The organism is Thauera sp. K11, from assembly GCF_002354895.1.
In the GTDB taxonomy this organism is placed as follows: domain Bacteria; phylum Pseudomonadota; class Gammaproteobacteria; order Burkholderiales; family Rhodocyclaceae; genus Thauera; species Thauera sinica.
Window position 1 is genome coordinate 3722749 of the sequence record NZ_CP023439.1, and the last position, 17204, is coordinate 3739952.

General features: G+C 65.9%; 14 protein-coding genes. 6 read left to right on the forward strand and 8 right to left on the reverse strand.

Annotated elements, in window-relative coordinates:
* Positions 1-55 precede the first annotated feature (55 nt).
* The 3 genes from CCZ27_RS16215 to CCZ27_RS16225 all read right to left on the reverse strand — a co-directional run bounded on the left by CCZ27_RS16215 (position 56) and on the right by CCZ27_RS16225 (position 5047).
* Complete coding sequence (locus CCZ27_RS16215; RefSeq protein ID WP_096449873.1) at positions 56-1255, reverse strand: acetyl-CoA C-acyltransferase; 1200 nt, start codon at positions 1253-1255, stop codon at positions 56-58.
* A 13-nt stretch (positions 1256-1268) separates the two neighbouring features.
* Positions 1269-3650, reverse strand: a complete 2382-nt coding sequence (locus CCZ27_RS16220; protein WP_096449876.1) for a 3-hydroxyacyl-CoA dehydrogenase/enoyl-CoA hydratase family protein — start codon at positions 3648-3650, stop codon at positions 1269-1271.
* A 113-nt stretch (positions 3651-3763) separates the two neighbouring features.
* A complete protein-coding gene (locus CCZ27_RS16225) occupies positions 3764-5047 on the reverse strand; it encodes an OmpP1/FadL family transporter (RefSeq protein ID WP_096449878.1) in 1284 nt (427 codons plus the stop codon).
* Between the two features lie 451 nt (positions 5048-5498).
* Between CCZ27_RS16225 and CCZ27_RS16230 the strand changes: the two genes are divergently transcribed.
* On the forward strand, positions 5499-6452 hold the full coding sequence (locus tag CCZ27_RS16230) for an AraC family transcriptional regulator (RefSeq protein WP_096449880.1): 954 nt from the start codon (positions 5499-5501) through the stop codon (positions 6450-6452).
* Positions 6453-6596: 144 nt separating this feature from the next.
* Here the strand turns inward: CCZ27_RS16230 and CCZ27_RS16235 are convergent, their stop codons facing one another.
* The 5 genes from CCZ27_RS16235 to benA all read right to left on the reverse strand — a co-directional run bounded on the left by CCZ27_RS16235 (position 6597) and on the right by benA (position 11998).
* Positions 6597-7964, reverse strand: a complete 1368-nt coding sequence (locus CCZ27_RS16235; protein WP_096449882.1) for an MFS transporter — start codon at positions 7962-7964, stop codon at positions 6597-6599.
* A gap of 201 nt (positions 7965-8165) precedes the next feature.
* Positions 8166-8948 (reverse strand): 1,6-dihydroxycyclohexa-2,4-diene-1-carboxylate dehydrogenase, encoded by a 783-nt coding sequence (locus CCZ27_RS16240; RefSeq protein WP_096449884.1) that lies wholly within the window; start codon positions 8946-8948, stop codon positions 8166-8168.
* Between the two features lie 43 nt (positions 8949-8991).
* The gene (gene benC / locus CCZ27_RS16245; protein ID WP_096449886.1) at positions 8992-10002 is read right to left on the reverse strand and encodes a benzoate 1,2-dioxygenase electron transfer component BenC; all 1011 of its coding nucleotides are present in this window, start codon (positions 10000-10002) and stop codon (positions 8992-8994) included.
* 135 nt (positions 10003-10137) lie between these two features.
* A complete protein-coding gene (gene benB / locus CCZ27_RS16250; protein ID WP_096449888.1) occupies positions 10138-10626 on the reverse strand; it encodes a benzoate 1,2-dioxygenase small subunit in 489 nt (162 codons plus the stop codon).
* 19 nt (positions 10627-10645) lie between these two features.
* Positions 10646-11998, reverse strand: coding sequence for a benzoate 1,2-dioxygenase large subunit (gene benA / locus CCZ27_RS16255; protein WP_096449890.1), 1353 nt, complete (start codon positions 11996-11998; stop codon positions 10646-10648).
* 479 nt (positions 11999-12477) lie between these two features.
* On the opposite strand from benA, the gene CCZ27_RS16260 reads away from it, so the two are divergent.
* The 5 genes from CCZ27_RS16260 to dmpH all read left to right on the forward strand — a co-directional run bounded on the left by CCZ27_RS16260 (position 12478) and on the right by dmpH (position 17180).
* Positions 12478-12945 carry a 2Fe-2S iron-sulfur cluster-binding protein gene (locus CCZ27_RS16260; protein ID WP_332460882.1) on the forward strand — a complete coding sequence of 156 codons (468 nt, stop codon included), beginning with the start codon at positions 12478-12480 and terminating at the stop codon, positions 12943-12945.
* A 2-nt stretch (positions 12946-12947) separates the two neighbouring features.
* On the forward strand, positions 12948-13880 hold the full coding sequence (locus CCZ27_RS16265) for a catechol 2,3-dioxygenase (protein ID WP_096449892.1): 933 nt from the start codon (positions 12948-12950) through the stop codon (positions 13878-13880).
* Positions 13881-14030: 150 nt separating this feature from the next.
* Positions 14031-15491, forward strand: a complete 1461-nt coding sequence (locus tag CCZ27_RS16270) for a 2-hydroxymuconic semialdehyde dehydrogenase (RefSeq protein WP_096449894.1) — start codon at positions 14031-14033, stop codon at positions 15489-15491.
* A gap of 95 nt (positions 15492-15586) precedes the next feature.
* Complete coding sequence (gene dmpE, locus CCZ27_RS16275) at positions 15587-16369, forward strand: 2-oxopent-4-enoate hydratase (protein WP_096449897.1); 783 nt, start codon at positions 15587-15589, stop codon at positions 16367-16369.
* A gap of 16 nt (positions 16370-16385) precedes the next feature.
* Entirely contained in the window at positions 16386-17180 is a 795-nt protein-coding gene (gene dmpH, locus CCZ27_RS16280) for a 2-oxo-3-hexenedioate decarboxylase (RefSeq protein ID WP_096449899.1), read from the forward strand.
* Positions 17181-17204: the final 24 nt, after the last annotated feature.

Sequence of the window (17204 nt, forward strand, 5' to 3'; positions counted from 1 at the left end):
GGGATGCGCGTCCGGCGGACGAACCCGGACCCGCTCCCTGCACGCCGCGCGGCGGTCAGACCCGCTCGAAGACGCCCGCCGCGCCCATGCCGGTGCCGATGCACATGCTGATCATGCCGTAGCGCAGGTTGGCGTCGCGCTGCATGGCCGACATCAGCGTGGCGGTACGGATCGCGCCGGTTGCGCCCAGCGGATGGCCCAGTGCGATGGCGCCGCCCTGCGGATTCACGCGGGCGGGATCGAGGCCGAGCTGCCCGATGACCGCCAGCGCCTGCGCCGCGAAGGCTTCGTTCAGTTCGATCCAGTCCACTTCGTCCTGCGCGATGCCTGCCTGCGCCAGGGCGCGCGGGATGGCCTCCACCGGCCCGATGCCCATCACCGCAGGCGGGACGCCCGCCACCGCATACGCCGCGACGCGCGCGATGGGCACGGCGCCGCTGCGCCTGAGCGCGGCCTCGCTCATCAGCAGTACGGCGGCCGCGCCGTCCGACATCTGCGAGCTGTTGCCGGCCGTCACCGAACCGCGTGCGGCAAAGACGGGCTTCAATCTGGCGAGGCTCTCGACGGAGGAGTCGGCACGCGGCCCTTCGTCGTGCCGCACCACGCTCTCCACGATGCGCACCGCTCCATCCTCGCCCGGCAGGTGGCTGCGCACGGTATAGGGCGCGATCTCGCCGGCGAAGCGGCCGTCGGCGATGGCCGCGCAGGCGCGACGGTGCGATTCGGCGGCGAAGGCGTCCTGGTCTTCGCGGCCCACCCGCCACTGCTCGGCGACCTTTTCCGCGGTCAGCCCCATGCCGAAGGCGATGCTGCGGTTTTCCGCATGGGCGAAGATCTCCGGATTGATGCTCACCTTGTTGCCCATGATCTGCGGCATCGCGCTCATGCTCTCGGTGCCGGCGGCGATCATCACGTCGGCCTCGCCCAGCCGGATGCGGGCCGCGGCATCGGCCACCGCCTGCAGCCCGGAGGCGCAGAAGCGGTTGATCGTCACGCCCGGCACGCGCTCGGGCAGGCCGGCCAGCAGCAGGCCGATGCGGGCGACGTTCATGCCCTGCTCGGCCTCGGGCATCGCGCAGCCCGCGATGACGTCGCCGATCTCCTGCGGATCGAGCCCCGGCACCTTCGCCACCACGGCGCGCAGCACGTGCGCCAGCATGTCGTCCGGGCGCACGCGGCGGAAGACGCCGTTGCGCCGGCCCACCGGGGTGCGGACGGCGGCGACGATGTAGGCATCCTGGATCTGTCTGCTCATGCCCGTCTCCGTGTCAGTTGCGCAGCGGCTTGCCGGTTTCCAGCATGTGCCCGATGCGCTGCTGCGTCTTGTGCGTCTTCAGCAGTTCGACGAACTGCGCCCGCTCGACGTCGAGTATCCACTGTTCGCTGACCTGCGTTCCGCTGTCGACCTCGCCGCCGCACAGGGCGGTGGCCGCGGCCTTGGCGACGCGGTAGTCGTGCGGCGAGATCATCCCGCCTTCGGCCATGTTGAGCAGCAGCATCTCGCAGGTGGCGATGCCGTTGCGCCCGGCCACGATGACCGCGCGCTGCGGCAGGGGCGGATGCCAGCCCGCTTCCGCCAGCGCGCGCGCGCGGCGGATGGCCACGTACAACAGTTCGGCGGCGTTGAAGACGATGTCGTCGCCCGCGCGTGCGAAGCCGAGCTGCACCGCCTCGAGCGCGCTCTTGGCCACCGTCGCCATGGCGATGGTCTGGAAGGCGTTCTGGATGTAGGGGAACACGTCGCCGCCCGCGGCGCGCTGCGCCATCGCGTGGGCCTGCAGGGCGAATTCCTTGCTGCCGCCGCCGGCCGGTATCAGGCCGACGCCCGCCTCCACCAGGCCGATGTAGCTCTCCAGCGCCAGCACGCGGTGCGCCGCGTGCATCAGGAACTCGCAGCCGCCGCCCAGCGCCATGCCCTGCACCGCGGCCACCACCGGGATCTGCGCATGCCGGATCGTCATCGCCGTGTGCTGGAAGCGGGCCACCATGCGATCGAGCAGGTCGAAGCGGTGCGCATGGCATGCCTGCGCCACCTGCTGCAGGTTGGCGCCGACGGCGAACGGCGGTTCATGCCAGATCACCAGGCCGTCGAGATCGGCTTGCGCACGCGCGATGGCCTCGAGGATGCCGTCCATCACGTCGTCGCCGATCGCGTGCATCTTGGAAGTGATCGACAGGATGCCGATGCCCGCGTCCTGGTCCGGCCGCCGCCACAGCCGCACGCCGGTGTTCTCCCACAGCAGTTCGCCGCGGTCCGCGGGCGCCTCGCCGAACACGCGGTCGGGATAGAGCTGGCGCCGGTAGACCGGCAGCGCGGTGCGTGGCTCGAGCACGCCCTCGGCCGCGCTCCACGATCCGGACGGCGCATGGACGCCGTCGCGCTCGCCCACCCAGGCCGGCAGCGGCACGTTCGCCATCGCGCGGCCATGATCGATGTCTTCCTGGATCAGCCGGGCGACGGCGCGCCAGCCGGCGGCCTGCCAGGTCTCGAACGGCCCCATCGTCCAGCCGAAGCCCCAGCGCATCGCCAGGTCGATGTCGCGCGCGTTGTCGGCGATGTCGGCCAGATGCACGGCGCAGTAGTGGAACACGTCGCGGAACACCGACCACAGGAACTGCGCCTGGGGATGCGGATGCGCCGCCAGTTCGGCGAACTTCTCTCCCGCATCGCGCAGCTTGAGGATGTCCTCGACGTCGGGGAAGACCTCGCCGCCGCTGTCGACGTAGTCCTGCCGGTGCAGGTCGAGCACCAGGATGCGCTTGCCGTCCTTGCGATAGATGCCGGCGCCGCTCTTCTGGCCGAGCGCACCGCGCGCGATCAGCACCTGGAGCCATTCGGGGGTGCGGAAGTGGCTGCTCCACGGGTCGTCGGCCAGCGTCGCCTGCATCGTGTCGATGACGTGGGCCACCGTGTCCAGGCCGACCACGTCGGCGGTGCGGAAGGTCGCGCTCTTGGGACGGCCGATGCGCGGCCCGGTGAGCAGGTCCACCTCGTCGAAGGCGAGGCCGAGGCGCGCGGTGTGGTGCATCACCGCCAGGATCGAAAACACGCCGACGCGGTTGGCGACGAAGTTGGGGGTATCCCGGGCGCGGACGATGTTCTTGCCCAGCCGGGTGGTGAGCCAGGTTTCCAGCCCGTCGAGCATCGCGGGCTCGGTTTCCGCGGCGGGAATCAGCTCCACCAGCGGCATGTAGCGCGGCGGGTTGAAGAAATGGATGCCGCAGAAGCGGGGACGGCGATCCGGCGGCATGCCCGCGGCCAGCGCCTGGATCGACAACCCCGAGGTGTTGGACGCGAACACCGCGCCCGGCTTCAGGTGCGGCGCGACCCTGGCGTAGAGGTCGAGCTTCCAGTCCATGCGCTCGGCGATCGCCTCGATCACCAGGTCGCACTCGCCCAGCCGGGCCAGGTCGCTGCCGTAGTCCGCCGGCTCGACGTGCTGCGCCCTGTCCCTGGTCGCGAACGGCGCCGGGTCCAGCTTGCCGAGCCCGGCGAGCGATTTCGCCGCGATGCCGTTCGGCGGCCCCTCCTTCGCCGGCAGGTCGAACAGGATCACGGGCACGTCGGCGCTGGCACAGTGGGCGGCGATCTGCGCGCCCATCACGCCGGCGCCCAGGACGGCAACCTTGCGAATCATGAAACGGCTCATGCTGCGCTCCAGATTGGAAACGGGGCGGAGAGCCGGACCCGTCGCGGGCGGGCTCCCTCGCCGGGTCATCGGGCCCGGTGCCTCTTCGCATCGGGCATCCGCATCGCGGACGTTCAGAAGGACAGCGAGTATTGTGCGCCGAGAATCCACACGCTCGAATCGTACTCCCCCTTGACCAGCCCCTTGAGGGGATCGCGCGCATCGCGGTTCTCGATGGACGTATCCGGGATGTAGAGATACGCCACGCCGAGGTCGAGCAGCGAGTCCTTGCCCGCCCGCCACTGGCCGCCGAACGAAAACCACGTCCGATCGTTGTCGGGCAGCGAGGTGAGGCGCCGGCGCGCGTCCTTGACCGGCGATTCATCGTAGGCGATGCCGAACTTGAGCTTCCAGGCATCGTTGTACTGGTAGCTCGCGCCGAGCGCGTACCGCCACGAATCCTGGAAGTCGGTCGTCAGCACCTGCGCGACGGCACCGTTGTCCAGCCCCGACGTGCGCACGATGTCCACTTTCTTGATGCTGCTCCAGCCGGTGCGCGAGATGTCGCCCAGCAGTTCCCACCTGCTGCCGAGCTTGTGCACGGCACTGAGGATGACGGTATCGGGGAGTTCGACGTCGGCCTTCGCATTCGAGCTTCGCGCCGCATTGAAGAGAGGCGACGGCCCCTTCACCTTGAGGTCGCCCTTGAGTTCGTGATCGATGCTGGAGCGGTACGAGAGGCCGACCCGGGTCGCGCTGGTCAGCTCGAGCAGGACGCCGACGTTCCAGCCCCACGCGTCGCTGGCGGCATCCAGGGTCGCAAAGCTGGCGGGGAGGGGAAATCCGCCCACCGGCACGATGCCCGTGCGCCTGACGTATTCGACCTCCATGCGCTGCCAGTTCACCCCGGCCCCGAGCGACAGTTTGTCGTTGACGCGCCAGGCGATCGACGGATTGATGTTGTAGGTCTTGATGTCGAATTTCGTCGAATGCGCCGCCCCCGCCCAGTCGTCGTCGTATTCGGTCATCAGGCCGAAGGGCGCGCCCAGGCCGACGCCGACATGGACGTCTTTGTCGAGCGCCCATGAGACATAGCCGTTGGGAATGGCGGCCCAGCCCCCCGCATCGCTCGTCCCGGCATTCAGCACGCCGGTCTGGGAGCCCTCGTTGCTGAACCTGAAGCTCGGCCGCACCGCGGCCAGGCCGACCGACAGGGTCCGCGCCGGCAGCCGCGTCATACCGGCCGGATTGAAGAAGATCGTGCTGGCATTCTCGGCGATCGCCGCGGACCCGGCATACGCGTTGGCGATGCCGCTCGCATTCTGTTCGAGAAGCTGGAAGCCCGCTGCCGACGCCGGGCCGGAAGCCATCGCCGCCAGCGCAGCGGCCAGCACACCTGAAATCGTCGATCGCCGCATCTGTCATCCCTCCACGGTTCGTCTTGTAATGGACACCGATATCCGCGGCGGCCGGGATGGTCCCGATGCCCCGGCCCGGCGCACCCGCCCATGCGACGGTACCGCCTGTCCCGCCGGGAGGGGTTTCGTGCCGCAGCGCCGTGTCCGGTCGCCGCACGGAAATGCACCATCGTGCAGCATGCCCTCTCCGCCAATCAGGGTTTCCCCGCACGGGCAAGCGCCCGCCCCCCGCAAACGCCCGTGCCTGCACGCTGGCAGCGCCCGTCGCGCAGCGGTTGCGGCGGACCGGGCGGCAGTCGAAATGAACCTTCCCGCCATTTATAGTGATATAAACGATTAAGGAAAAAATTCCGTTCCCTCCACGACCGGCCGGGTTGGTCTCGTCTTCCCGCGCCACGGGCGTTCTGGCACTACCTTCGACGTGGGACGGAACCATAGGTGGTGGAGCCCCATGAAATATCGCCTGCTCGACGAGAAGAGTCTGATCTTCGAAGGCGCGGACCCGTTCGAGGTATCGGAGTACGTCAATCGCCACGTCGGCGTGCACCGCATCCGGCTGCCGGGAAGCGCAGATCCCGCGGCCGGGCTGCGCCACCGCAAGGTGGGCCTGATCGACCTGTGCCGCATCAGCTACGGCGGCCCGGTACGCGTGGTGTCCACCGGGCTGTCCGACGTCTACCACCTGCAGATCATCCTGCGCGGCCACTGCCGGTACGAGATCTCGCGCCAGAACCATGAGTTTTCTTCCGGCGACATCCTGCTGCTGAACCCCGACGATCCGATCGACCTGACCTACTCGGAAGACTGCGAAAAGTTCATCCTCAAGATCCCGGCCTCGCTGCTCGACGACGTCTGCGCCGAACAAGGCTGGCTCAAGCCCCGCGAGGGCATCAAGTTCATCCCGATCCGCTACCAGCTCCACGAGATCGAGAGCCTCATGAACCTGCTGGCGCTGCTGTGCCAGGAGGCCGAATCCGCGGACGGCTCACTGCAGATCTTCGGGCACTACAACTGGATCGTCGCCAACAAGCTGCTGACCCTGCTCAAGCACAACATCCGGCGGGAGTTTCCCACCCTGCAGTCCTGCTCGTTCGAGCGGCTCGTCCAGCACATCGACGAGAACATCAAGCGCGACATCTCGGTGGAGGAACTGGCGCGCGTGTCGCACATGAGCCTGCGCTCGCTCTACCTGCTGTTCGAGCGCTATGCGGACACGACGCCCAAGAACTACATCAAGCGGCGCAAGCTCGAACGCATCCATGCGACGCTGATCGACCCGGCGAGCACGGTGCGCAGCGTCACCGCGGTCGCCCTCGACTACGGCTTCACGCACCTCGGGCGCTTTTCCGAGTGCTACAAGGCAGCCTTCGGCATCCTGCCGTCCGATTCCCTGAAACGCCGCTGACCTGGCCGCGGCCTTCGCCGCCGCGCCGGCCGTCCCGCATGCGCCGTCCGCAAGGACGAAGGGCGGCGCCCCGATGCCGGAACGCCGCCCTTCGACAGACCCGGACGACCACGCGGTGCCCGGGGGTTTTCATCGGCCGCAGCCTCAGTCGACTTCCATCATGCCGGTCTCGGCGGCGAAGGCGAGGTTCTTTTCCTCTTCCGGCGCATGCACCGCGCTGCGGCCGACCATCGAGATCGCGAGGCCGGCAATGGCGCCCGGCACCGCGAAGGCCAGGAAGTTGAACTGGAACGCAAGCTCCGCGCTCACCAGGAAGCCGCCCAGCATCGGGCCGGAGATGGCGCCCAGGCGGCCGACGCCCGATGCCCAGCCGATGCCGGTGGAACGGATCGCCAGCGGGTAGTACTGCGCGACGTAGGCGTACAGCAGGATCTGCGCGCCGATCGTGCATGCGCCGGCCACGGCGATGAACAGGTACAGCAGGCCCTGGTCTTCCTTCGGCAGGAAGCCGAGTCCGCCGATCGACAGCGCGGCGATCACGAACATGATCGTCAGCACGCGCCGCAGGTGGAAGCGGTCCGCCAGCCAGCCGCCGCCGATCGCGCCGAAGATCGCGCCGAAGTTCAGCACCAGCAGGAAGGCGAGGCTGTTCTTCAGGTCGTAGCCGGCCTTGACCATCAGCTTCGGCAGCCACGAGCCCAGCGCGTACACCATCAGCAGGCAGCCGAAGAAGGCGACCCAGTACATCAGCGTGCTCAGCAAGCGGCCGTTCTGGAACAGCGCGCCCAGCGCGGCGCCCTTGCCCTTGCCGGTGGGGTAGTGGAGCGTGTCGCCCGCCCGCATCCTGAAGGACGGCTCGACCCGCGACAGCAGCCCGCCCGCCTCGGTCTCGCGCCTGGCCTGGATCAGGAAGCCCACCGCGTCCGGCAGGAAGAACCAGATCAGCGGCAGCAGCAGCAGCGGGACGCCGGCCACGAAGAACACCGCCTGCCAGCCGTAGTTCGGCATCAGGTACATGCCGAGGAAGGCCGAGGTCATGCCGCCCACCGAATAGCCGGAGAACATCACCGCGACCATGGTGCTGCGGATCTTCTTCGGCATGTATTCGGTCATCAGCGCGACCACGTTGGGCATCACGCCGCCGATGCCCAGGCCGGCGATGAAGCGGCAGATGCCGAACTGCGTCGGCGTGGTGGCGAAGCCGTTCAGGAAGGTCATGCCGCTGAAGATGAGCACCGTGATCATGATCACCTTCTTGCGGCCGATCTTGTCGGACAGCGGCCCGAAGATCAGTGCTCCGAACATCATGCCGAACAGCGCGTAGCTGCCCAGCGCACCGGCCTCGATCGGGCTCAGCGCCCACTGTTCCATCAGTTTGGGCAGCACCACGCCATAGATGACGAGGTCGTAGCCGTCGAAGATGATGACCAGCGCGCACCAGAAAAGGACATTGAGGTGAAATCTGTTGAATTTCGCCTCGTCGATTATTTTGTGTACATCAACCGTTGCCACGTTACGTCTCCTGCTCGCTTATGAAAAACCGGGGGATGGGGAAGGCTCTTCCACGCATCCGTGAAGGGGACGGGGCGCCTGATCCTGTTTTGCGCGCACAGTCTCCCCTCCAGTGCGCATGACGCACCGGAAACCGTGGCTTTCCGCCGCTGCGGCCCCGGCTTGCGGGGCGCCCCGTCTATCGTTTGGGAGTGTCTGCGATCAGCCCAGATCGCCGCCGCCCACCGGCAGCACCACGCCGGTGATGTAGGAGGCATCGTCCGAGGCCAGGAACAGGATCGCCCCGGCCTGCTCGTCGGTGGTGCCGAAGCGCTTCATCAGGCTGGTGTCGAGCGACTGGGTGTAGATCTGCTTGTACCAGGTCTTTTCCTGCCGGGACTGCTTGCCGGTGTTGCGCTGCACGCGCCGCGGCGGCGCCTCGGTGGCGCCGGGCGACACCGCATTGACGCGGATGCCGCGCTCGCCGTTCTCGAACGCGAGGCACGCGGTCAGGGCATTGACGCCGCCCTTCGCCGCGCCATAGGGCACGCGGTTGACGCCGCGCGTGGCGATCGACGACACGTTGACGATGACGCCGTGCTCCTTCTCGAGCATGTAGGGCAGCGCGGCGCGGCAGCACCACAGCGTCGGGAACAGCGAACGGCGCACCTCGGCCTCGATCTGCTTTTCTTCGTAGTGCTCGAAGGGCCTGGTCCAGATCGTTCCGCCGACGTTGTTGATCAGGATGTCGATGCGGCCGAAGCGTTCGACGGCCTCGTCCATCACCCTCTGGCACTCGGCGAACTGCTCGAGATCGGCCGTCAGCGTCAGCACCTGGGTGATCTTGCCCAGCGTGTCGTTCAGCTCATGGACGAATTCGGCGCGGTCCACCAGTACCAGGAGTCCCCCCTCGTCGGCCATCCGCTCCGCTACGCGCAGGCCGATGCCCTGCGCGGCGCCGGTGATGACCGCGACCTTGTTGTCGAAACGCTTGTTCTGCTGCATGTCGAATTACCCGAATGGATGGATTGCGTGGATCGGAACCCGCTCAGACGCTGGCGGCGAACTTCTCGTAGTGGAAGCTGGCCGGTTCGACCTTGCGCTCGCGCAGGTTGTGCGCAACGGCCTCCACCATCGGCGGGGGGCCGCACAGGTAGATATCCACGTCGCCCTCGTTCAGGTGCGCCGGCTCGATGTGGGCGGTGACGTAGCCCTTCCTCGGGCAGGCGCTGTCCTCCGCCACCACGCACACGGCATAGGTGAAGTTCGGCAGCAGTCTGGTGAAGGCGTCGAGCTTGTCGGTCTCGACCACGTCGGCATCGGTATTGACGCCGTAGATCAGGTGGATCGGCTGCGCGCTGCCGCCGTCGGCCACGATCTTGTCGAGCATGGCGAGGAACGGCGCCAGGCCGGTGCCGCCCGCCAGCATCAGCACGGGACGCTGGATGTCGCGCAGGTAGAAGCTGCCGAGCGGGCCGGCGAGCTTGATCTCGTCGCCCGGCCGGGCCTTGCCGGTCAGGTAGCCGCTCATCAGGCCGTTGGGCACGTTGCGGATCAGGAAGGACACCTCGCCCGCCTTCGGCATCGAGCTGAAGGAATACGCGCGATGCTGGTCGCTGCCGGGAACGCCGAGGTTGGCGTACTGGCCCGGCAGGAAGGACAGCTTGTCGATGCCTTCGCCCTGCAGCGTCAGGTTGATGGTGCTGGCCGACAACTGGCGCACTTCCTTGACGGTGGCGGCGATGCTGCTCTGCCTGATCTTGCACACTTCCGACGACGCCGGGATGCGGATCACGCAGTCGCTCTTGGGGTGCATCTGACAGGTCAGGACGTAGCCCAGCCCCGCCTCCTCTTCGCTGAGGGCATCCTCGATGTAGAAGTCCAGTTCGAACTTGCCGGACTCCGCGAAGCTCTTGCAGGCGCCGCAGGCGCCGTCGCGGCAGTCGATCGGAACGTTGACGCCCTGGCGGTAGGCGGCGTCGGCCACGGTCTCGGTCGACTTGCAATCGATGAAGCGGGTGACACCGTCTTCAAAGTTCAGTGCGATCTTGTAAGTCATATTGACCCCCTCTGCTGGAGATGAGCCCGAATCGACACCACCCTCCACATGTCGATCAGGCGAAAACCGGCGACAACCCCGGGTAAGAGCTGTCGCCGGCCACTGACACGCCCGAGCCTGAGCCCGGCGCCTGCGTCAGACGTGATAGACGTCGATGACGTGGCGGATGTAATCGGTCTTCAGAACGACCTTCTTGTCCTTGATGATCGGGCCGGCGCCCGAGAAGTCGATGGTGTAGAAGCTGCTGCCGTAGAACAGGTCCGTGTGGTTGTAGCGGGTGCTCGACGTGTGCCAGTTGAAGCGCACCTTCACCAGGCTGCCGCTCTGCTCGACGACTTCCACGTTGGTGATGTTGTGCGAGGTGCGGGTATCCGGGATCGTCGCGCTCGAGCGCTCGGTGCGGATACGGAACACACGGTCTTCCAGGCCGCCGCGGTTCGCGTAGTAGATCAGCGAGATTTCGCTCTGCGGATCTTCCGTCAGCTCACCGTCGTCGTCCCAGGCGGGCATCCAGTAGGTGGCCTTCTCGTCGTAGCAGGCCAGCCAGCTATCCCAGTCGCGGTCGTCGAGGTAACGGGCTTCGCGGTAGAGGAAGGCGCACACGGCCTCGTAGGAAATGCTCATTTAATTCGTCTCCTCGGTATTATTGTTCGGCGGCCTGCTGTTCGGCGACGAGCGCCTTCTTCATTTCCTCGAGCCAGTAGGTGTGCTGGGCGACGTAGAGACCTTCGTCTTCCGTCTTCACACCGCTGAGGATGGGCTTCAGGCCGATCTTGTCGGCTTCGGCGTCCGGCCCCTCGACCCAGTGCTCGGCACCGCGGGACATGTCGTTCCAGACGAGGCTGCGGCCGTTGAAACCTTCCTGGCAGGCGCGGAATTCTTCCAGATCGTCCGGCGTGGCCATGCCCGAGGCGTTGAAGAAGTCCTCGTACTGGCGGATACGGCGGGCGCGGGCCTCGGCGCTCTCGCCCTTCGGCGCGATGCAGTAGATCGTCACTTCGGTCTTGTTCACCGACAGCGGACGGAACACGCGGATCTGCGAGCTGAACTGGTCCATCAGATAGACGTTCGGGTACAGGCACAGGTTGCGCGAGTTGTTGATCATCCACTCTGCGGTGTTCTCGCCGACGCGCTCGGCGAGCTGCCCGCGCACCGGATACAGCGGACGGTCTTCAGGGTTGTCCCAGCGCGTCCACAGCAGCAGGTGGCCGTTCTCGAACGAGTAGGAACCACCGCCCTTCTTGGCCCAGCCGCCGGCGCTCATCGCCTTGATGCCGTCGCCGCCGGCGTCGCGCTCCTTGCGGGCGGCCTGGGTGGCCGCATAGTTCCAGTGCGTGGCCGTGACGTGGTAGCCGTCGGCGCCGTTCTCGGCCTGCAGCTTCCAGTTGCCCTCGTACACGTAGGTCGAGGAACCGCGCAGCACTTCCAGACCTTCCGGCGACTGGTCGACGATCATGTCGATGATCTTCGTCGACTCGCCCAGATGCTCTTCGAGCGGGACGACGTCCGGGTTCAGGCTGCCGAACAGGAAGCCGCGATAGGACTCGAAGCGGGCGATCTTCCTGAGGTCGTGCGAACCGTCGGTGTTGAAGCTGTCCGGATAGCCGGTTTCGTTCGGGTCCTTGATCTTCAGCAGCTTGCCCGAGTTGTTGAACGTCCAGCCGTGGAACGGGCAGGTGTAGGTCGCCTTGTTGCCGTGCTTGAAGCGGGCCAGCGTGGCGCCGCGGTGGGCACAGGCGTTGATGAAGGCGTTGAGCTGGTTGTCCTTGTTGCGCGTGATGAAGATCGGCTGGCGACCGATCTTGGTCGTGTAGTAGTCGTTGATCTTCGGCAACTGGCTTTCATGGGCGAGGTAGATCCAGTTGCCCTCGAAGATGTGCTTCATCTCGAGTTCGAACAGTTCCTCGCTGGTGAACATCTCGCGGTTGCAGCGGAAAAGCCCCTTCTCCTTGTCCTTCTCGAGCAGGGAATCCAGGTACTCGTTAGTCACTTGCATGGCCGTAGTCTCCTTCGTTGGCTGGCAGGGGCAGAGATTAGAGATCGCGCCGGATCGATAATATCCATTTCCTGCACGATCAATATCCGTTTTTTGCATGCGGTCGATGAATGAAAGGAATACCCTGTTTACGTAAACGTGACGAGAATGGAAGAGGAAAATCGATGGGGCGGACACGGCCGGGAGGGGAAACGGGAGTCATGGATTTTTTTTATCGACAAACCTCTTGCAGTACCGGCCGTTCTCGAGTATAAAATCTCGAGATATTTTTGCTGTACGCTGGAAAAGCGTGCAAGCAACTGAAAATTCAGGATTTATCGACGGCAGGGCGAAGGCATTAGGGTTTCCCCTTGGCGCACGTCGATGACATCGCCGGCGGCGAGGGGAGACTCTTCGCGCCGGCCGGAATTTCGGGCGGCGAATCGACATTCGTTCATCTATCGAATAAAAAATAATACGCCGCTGCACGACATGCAATCGTGCCCGAATCGGCGGCGCAATTACCTGCAATTGGAGGAGGCGGCAAAATCGCACCACAGAACAATAACTGCGCACGGCAATTCAGCGTGCTGATCTCCAATAGCGGAGAAGAGTATGTCTGCGCCGAAAGCGACAATCTGCTCAAGGGGATGGAGCACCTGTCGCGCAGGGGGATCCCCGTCGGCTGCCGCGGCGGCGGGTGCGGCGTCTGCAAGATAAGAATCGCGAAAGGCCGGGTGCGCTCGCTGAAGATGAGCCGCCAGCGCGTCACGCACGAGGAGGAAGCCGAGGGCGTCGTCCTGGCCTGCCGGGCCTTTCCTCAAAGCGACATCGAACTCGGCGTACTGGGGAAGATGTCCCGGAGTTTCGATCTGCACCGTTTCATGGCACGCCCTCCGCAAGGGCGTGTCGAATCATTGGCGGCGGCCCAACCTTGCCGTTCGCCCACCATCAGAGAGGAGAGTTGATCATGGCACTTACTGGCGTTCTTCGTCCCGGCCACGTCGTCATCCGCGTACTGGACATGGCTGCGGCACTCAACCACTACGTCGAGGTTCTCGGCCTTATCGAGACGGCCCGCGACGACAAGGGCCGCGTCTTCCTCAAAGCCTGGGACGAGCATGACCACCACAGCGTGGTGCTGCGCGAGGCCGACGAAGCCGGCATGGACTACATGGGCTGGCGCGTCGATTCCCCCGCCACGCTGAAGAAGCTGGCGGCCGACCTCGAAGCCTCGGGCTTGTGTACGGACTTGAGCTGGGTCCCGGCCGGCGAGCACCCGAAGACGGGCGAGCGCTTCCGCTTCACGATCCCGACCGGCCACATCATGGAGCTGTATGCCGAGAAGGAACAGGTCGGCAACGGCATGCCGACCACCAACCCGGACGCCTGGCCTGACGGCCTGAAGGGCATGGCGCCCTCCCGCTTCGACCACTGCCTGCTGTACGGCGACGATCTCGACGGCACGGTGAAGGTGTTCACCGAGATTCTCGGCTTCAACATCGCCGAACTGGTGGTGGCCGGCCCCGACAAGTTCCCGATCGGCGCCTTCCTGACCTGCTCGAACAAGGCGCACGACGTCGCCTTCATCCGCCAGCCGGTGAAGGGCAAGCTGCACCACGCCTCCTTCCTGCTCGACAACTGGTACGAAGTGCTGCGGGCGGGCGACATCATCTCGAAGAAGGACGTGTCCATCGACATCGGCCCGACCCGCCATGGCATCACCCGCGGCGAGACGATCTACTTCTTCGACCCGAGCGGCAACCGCAACGAGGTGTTCGCCGGCGGCTACATCTGGTACCCGGACAAGCCGACGATCTACTGGACCGACGACCAGCTCGGCAAGGCAATTTTCTACCACGACCGGGTGCTCAACGAGAAGTTCCTGTCTGTTTTCTCCTGATTCACGCAACGGGCGACCCCGGAGGCCAGGCATCGCGGCCTCCGGCGACTGCCCGACCACGACTGCCCGGCACCGCAGGTTCGAGCCGCGCAGTCCGATCGGCCGCAGCCCGCGTAGCCGCCTTCTCCATCAACTTTGGGAAACCTGAGCATGAAAGACATCAAGAACTTCATCAACGGCGAGTACGTCACCAACGTCAGCGGCAAGACGTACGAGAAACGCAATCCGGTCGACAATTCGCTGATCGGCACGGTTCATGAAGCCGGCAAGCCCGAAGTCGATGCAGCGGTCGCGGCGGCCAAGGCCGCGCTGAAGGGCCCGTGGGGCAAGCTTTCCGTCGTCGAGCGCTGTGCCATGCTCGACGCCGTCGTGGACGAGATCAACCGCCGCTTCGACGACTTCCTGCAGGCGGAGATCGCGGATACCGGCAAGCCGGTCCATCTCGCCTCCCACGTCGACATCCCGCGCGGCGCGGCCAACTTCAAGATCTTCACCGACACGATCAAGAACGCCTCGACCGAGTCGTTCGAAATGCGCACCCCCGACGGCAAGACCGCGCGCAGCTACGGCGTGCGCGTGCCGCGCGGCGTGATCGCGATCATCTGCCCGTGGAACCTGCCGCTGCTGCTGATGACCTGGAAGTGCGGCCCGGCGCTGGCCTGCGGCAACACCGTGGTGGTCAAGCCCTCCGAGGACACGCCGAGCACCGCCACGCTGCTGGGCGAGGTCATGAACAAGGTCGGCCTGCCCAAGGGCGTGTACAACGTGGTGAACGGCTACGGCGTCGATTCCGCCGGCGCCTTCCTGACCGCCCACCCGGACGTGAACGGCATCACCTTCACCGGCGAGACCAGGACCGGTACCGCCATCATGAAGGCGGGCGCCGACGGCATCCGCCCGGTGTCGCTGGAACTGGGCGGCAAGAACGCCGCGCTGGTGTTCGCCGACTGCGATTTCGACAACGCCATCGCCACCGTGACCCGCTCCTGCTTCGAGAACGCCGGCCAGGTCTGCCTGGGCACCGAGCGCGTCTATGTGCAGCGCCCGATCTTCGACAAGTTCGTCGCCGCGCTGAAGGAGAAGGCCGAGACGATGAAGCCCGGCCGCCCGTTCGACCCCGACACCAAGATCGGACCGCTGGTCAGCAAGAAGCACCAGGCGAAGGTGCTGGGCATGTATGCCAAGGCCAAGGAAGAAGGCGCCAACATCGTCTTCGGCGGCGGCATCCCCGACATGCCGGCCGAGCTGAAGGACGGCTGCTGGGTCCAGCCGACGATCTGGACCGGCCTACCGGAGACCGCGACCGTCATCACCGAGGAAATCTTCGGCCCCTGCTGCCACATCCAGCCGTTCGACACGGAAGAGGAAGTGATCGCGATGGTCAACAACAACCGCTACGGCCTGGCCACCTCGATCCACACCCAGGACATCGGCCGCGCCATGCGCCTCGCCAACGCGATCGAAGTGGGCCTGTGCTGGATCAACAGTTGGTTCCTGCGCGACCTGCGCACGCCGTTCGGCGGCTCGAAGCAGTCGGGCATCGGCCGTGAAGGCGGTCTGCACTCGCTCGAGTTCTACACTGAACTGCGCAACGTGATGGTCAAGTATTGATCGCACGTCCGGCGCGGACGGGGCCACCGCCCGCCCGCGTCCGGCGCCCGCCGTTCCGCATCCCTACCCGCTCCGCACATTCACACGAGCCAGACATGGACCAAACCAAGATCGATCATTACGGCGACGAGTTGTACAGCGCGCTCAAGACGCTGACTCCCGTCGCGCCCCTCACCGACCGCGAAAGCGACATCACCATCGAGGACGCCTACCAGATCCAGTTGCGCATGATCCAGCGCCAGCTCGACGACGGCCACACCATCGTCGGCAAGAAGATCGGCGTCACCAGCAAGGTCGTCATGGACATGCTGAAGGTGAACCAGCCCGACTTCGGCCAGTTGCTGTCGAACATGGTGTACAACGAAGGCGAGCCGATCCAGGCATCGTCGATGATCGCGCCCAAGGCCGAAGCCGAGGTCGCCTTCATCCTCAAGAGCGACCTGACCGGCCCCGGCGTGACCGCCGCCGATGTGCTGCGCGCCACCGACTGCGTGGTGCCCTGCTTCGAGATCGTCGATTCGCGCATCAAGGACTGGAAGATCAAGATCCAGGACACCGTGGCCGACAACGCCTCGTGCGGCGTGCTGGTGCTCGGCGGCGTGCGCAAGAGCCCGCGCCAGCTCGATCTCGCGCTGGCCGGCATGGTGCTCGCCAAGAACGGCGACATCATCAGCACCTCCACCGGCGCCGCGGTGCAGGGCTCGCCGGTCAACGCCATCGCCTGGCTGGCCAACACCCTGGGCCGCCTGGGCATCAGCCTGAAGGCCGGCGAGATCATCCTGTCCGGCTCCCAATCCCCGCTCGTCCCGGTCGTCGCCGGCGACAGCCTCATCTGCAACGTCGGCGGCCTGGGCGGCACGTCGGTCCGCTTCATCTGACAAGGAATCCGCACACATGGCCATCACCCTCGACCAGGCAACCATCGCCAGACTCGCCGAGCATCTCGAGAACGCCGAGCTGCAGGCGCACGACGTCACCAAGATCACCGACGAATACCCGGACATGAGCTGGGAAGATGCCTACGCCATCCAGGACGAGATCCGCCGCCGCAAGGAAGCCCGCGGCAACAGGATCGCCGGCCTGAAGGCGGGCCTGACCTCGCGCGCCAAGATGAAGCAGATGGGCGTCGAGACCCCAGTGTTCGGCTTCGTCGCCGACTACATGTCGGTGCCCGACGGCGGCGAAGTCAAGTTCGACGAACTCATCCACCCGAAGGTCGAAGCCGAGATCTGCGTCGTCACCAAGGCGCCGCTGCGCGGCCCCGGCTGCCACATCGGCAACGTGATGGCGGCGATCGACTTCGTGCTGCCGGCCGTCGAAGTGATCGACTCGCGCTACCGCGACTTCAAGTTCGACCTCAAGAGCGTGATCGCCGACAACACTTCGTCGGCCCGCTTCGTCATCGGCGGCAACATGCGCGACCTCGGCGAACTCGACCTGCCCACGCTGGGCGTGGTGCTCGAGATCAACGGCGAGGTCAAGTCGATGGCCGCCGGTGCTGCCGTGCTCGGCAACCCGCTGGTCGCGATCGCGATGATGGCGAACGAACTCGGCAAGCGCGGCCAGGAGATCCCGGCCGGTACCTTCATCATGACCGGCGGCGTCACCGAGGCGATTCCGGTCGCCAAGGGCGACAACGTCGTCGTCCGCTTCCAGGATCTCGGCAACGTCTCGTTCCGCTTCGTCTGACAATACCTACTGCACGCCAGGATC

Excerpts from the sequence above, each read along its gene's own strand:
- CCZ27_RS16215 (WP_096449873.1), bottom strand. The coding sequence starts at position 1,255 with ATGAGCAGACAGATCCAGGATGCCTACATCGTCGCCGCCGTCCGCACC.
- benB (WP_096449888.1), bottom strand. The coding sequence starts at position 10,626 with ATGAGCATTTCCTACGAGGCCGTGTGCGCCTTCCTCTACCGCGAAGCC.
- dmpE (WP_096449897.1), top strand. The coding sequence starts at position 15,587 with ATGGACCAAACCAAGATCGATCATTACGGCGACGAGTTGTACAGCGCG.
- CCZ27_RS16220 (WP_096449876.1), bottom strand. The coding sequence starts at position 3,650 with ATGAGCCGTTTCATGATTCGCAAGGTTGCCGTCCTGGGCGCCGGCGTG.
- CCZ27_RS16240 (WP_096449884.1), bottom strand. The coding sequence starts at position 8,948 with ATGCAGCAGAACAAGCGTTTCGACAACAAGGTCGCGGTCATCACCGGC.
- CCZ27_RS16265 (WP_096449892.1), top strand. The coding sequence starts at position 12,948 with ATGGCACTTACTGGCGTTCTTCGTCCCGGCCACGTCGTCATCCGCGTA.
- benC (WP_096449886.1), bottom strand. The coding sequence starts at position 10,002 with ATGACTTACAAGATCGCACTGAACTTTGAAGACGGTGTCACCCGCTTC.
- CCZ27_RS16270 (WP_096449894.1), top strand. The coding sequence starts at position 14,031 with ATGAAAGACATCAAGAACTTCATCAACGGCGAGTACGTCACCAACGTC.
- dmpH (WP_096449899.1), top strand. The coding sequence starts at position 16,386 with ATGGCCATCACCCTCGACCAGGCAACCATCGCCAGACTCGCCGAGCAT.
- CCZ27_RS16230 (WP_096449880.1), top strand. The coding sequence starts at position 5,499 with ATGAAATATCGCCTGCTCGACGAGAAGAGTCTGATCTTCGAAGGCGCG.
- benA (WP_096449890.1), bottom strand. The coding sequence starts at position 11,998 with ATGCAAGTGACTAACGAGTACCTGGATTCCCTGCTCGAGAAGGACAAG.
- CCZ27_RS16225 (WP_096449878.1), bottom strand. The coding sequence starts at position 5,047 with ATGCGGCGATCGACGATTTCAGGTGTGCTGGCCGCTGCGCTGGCGGCG.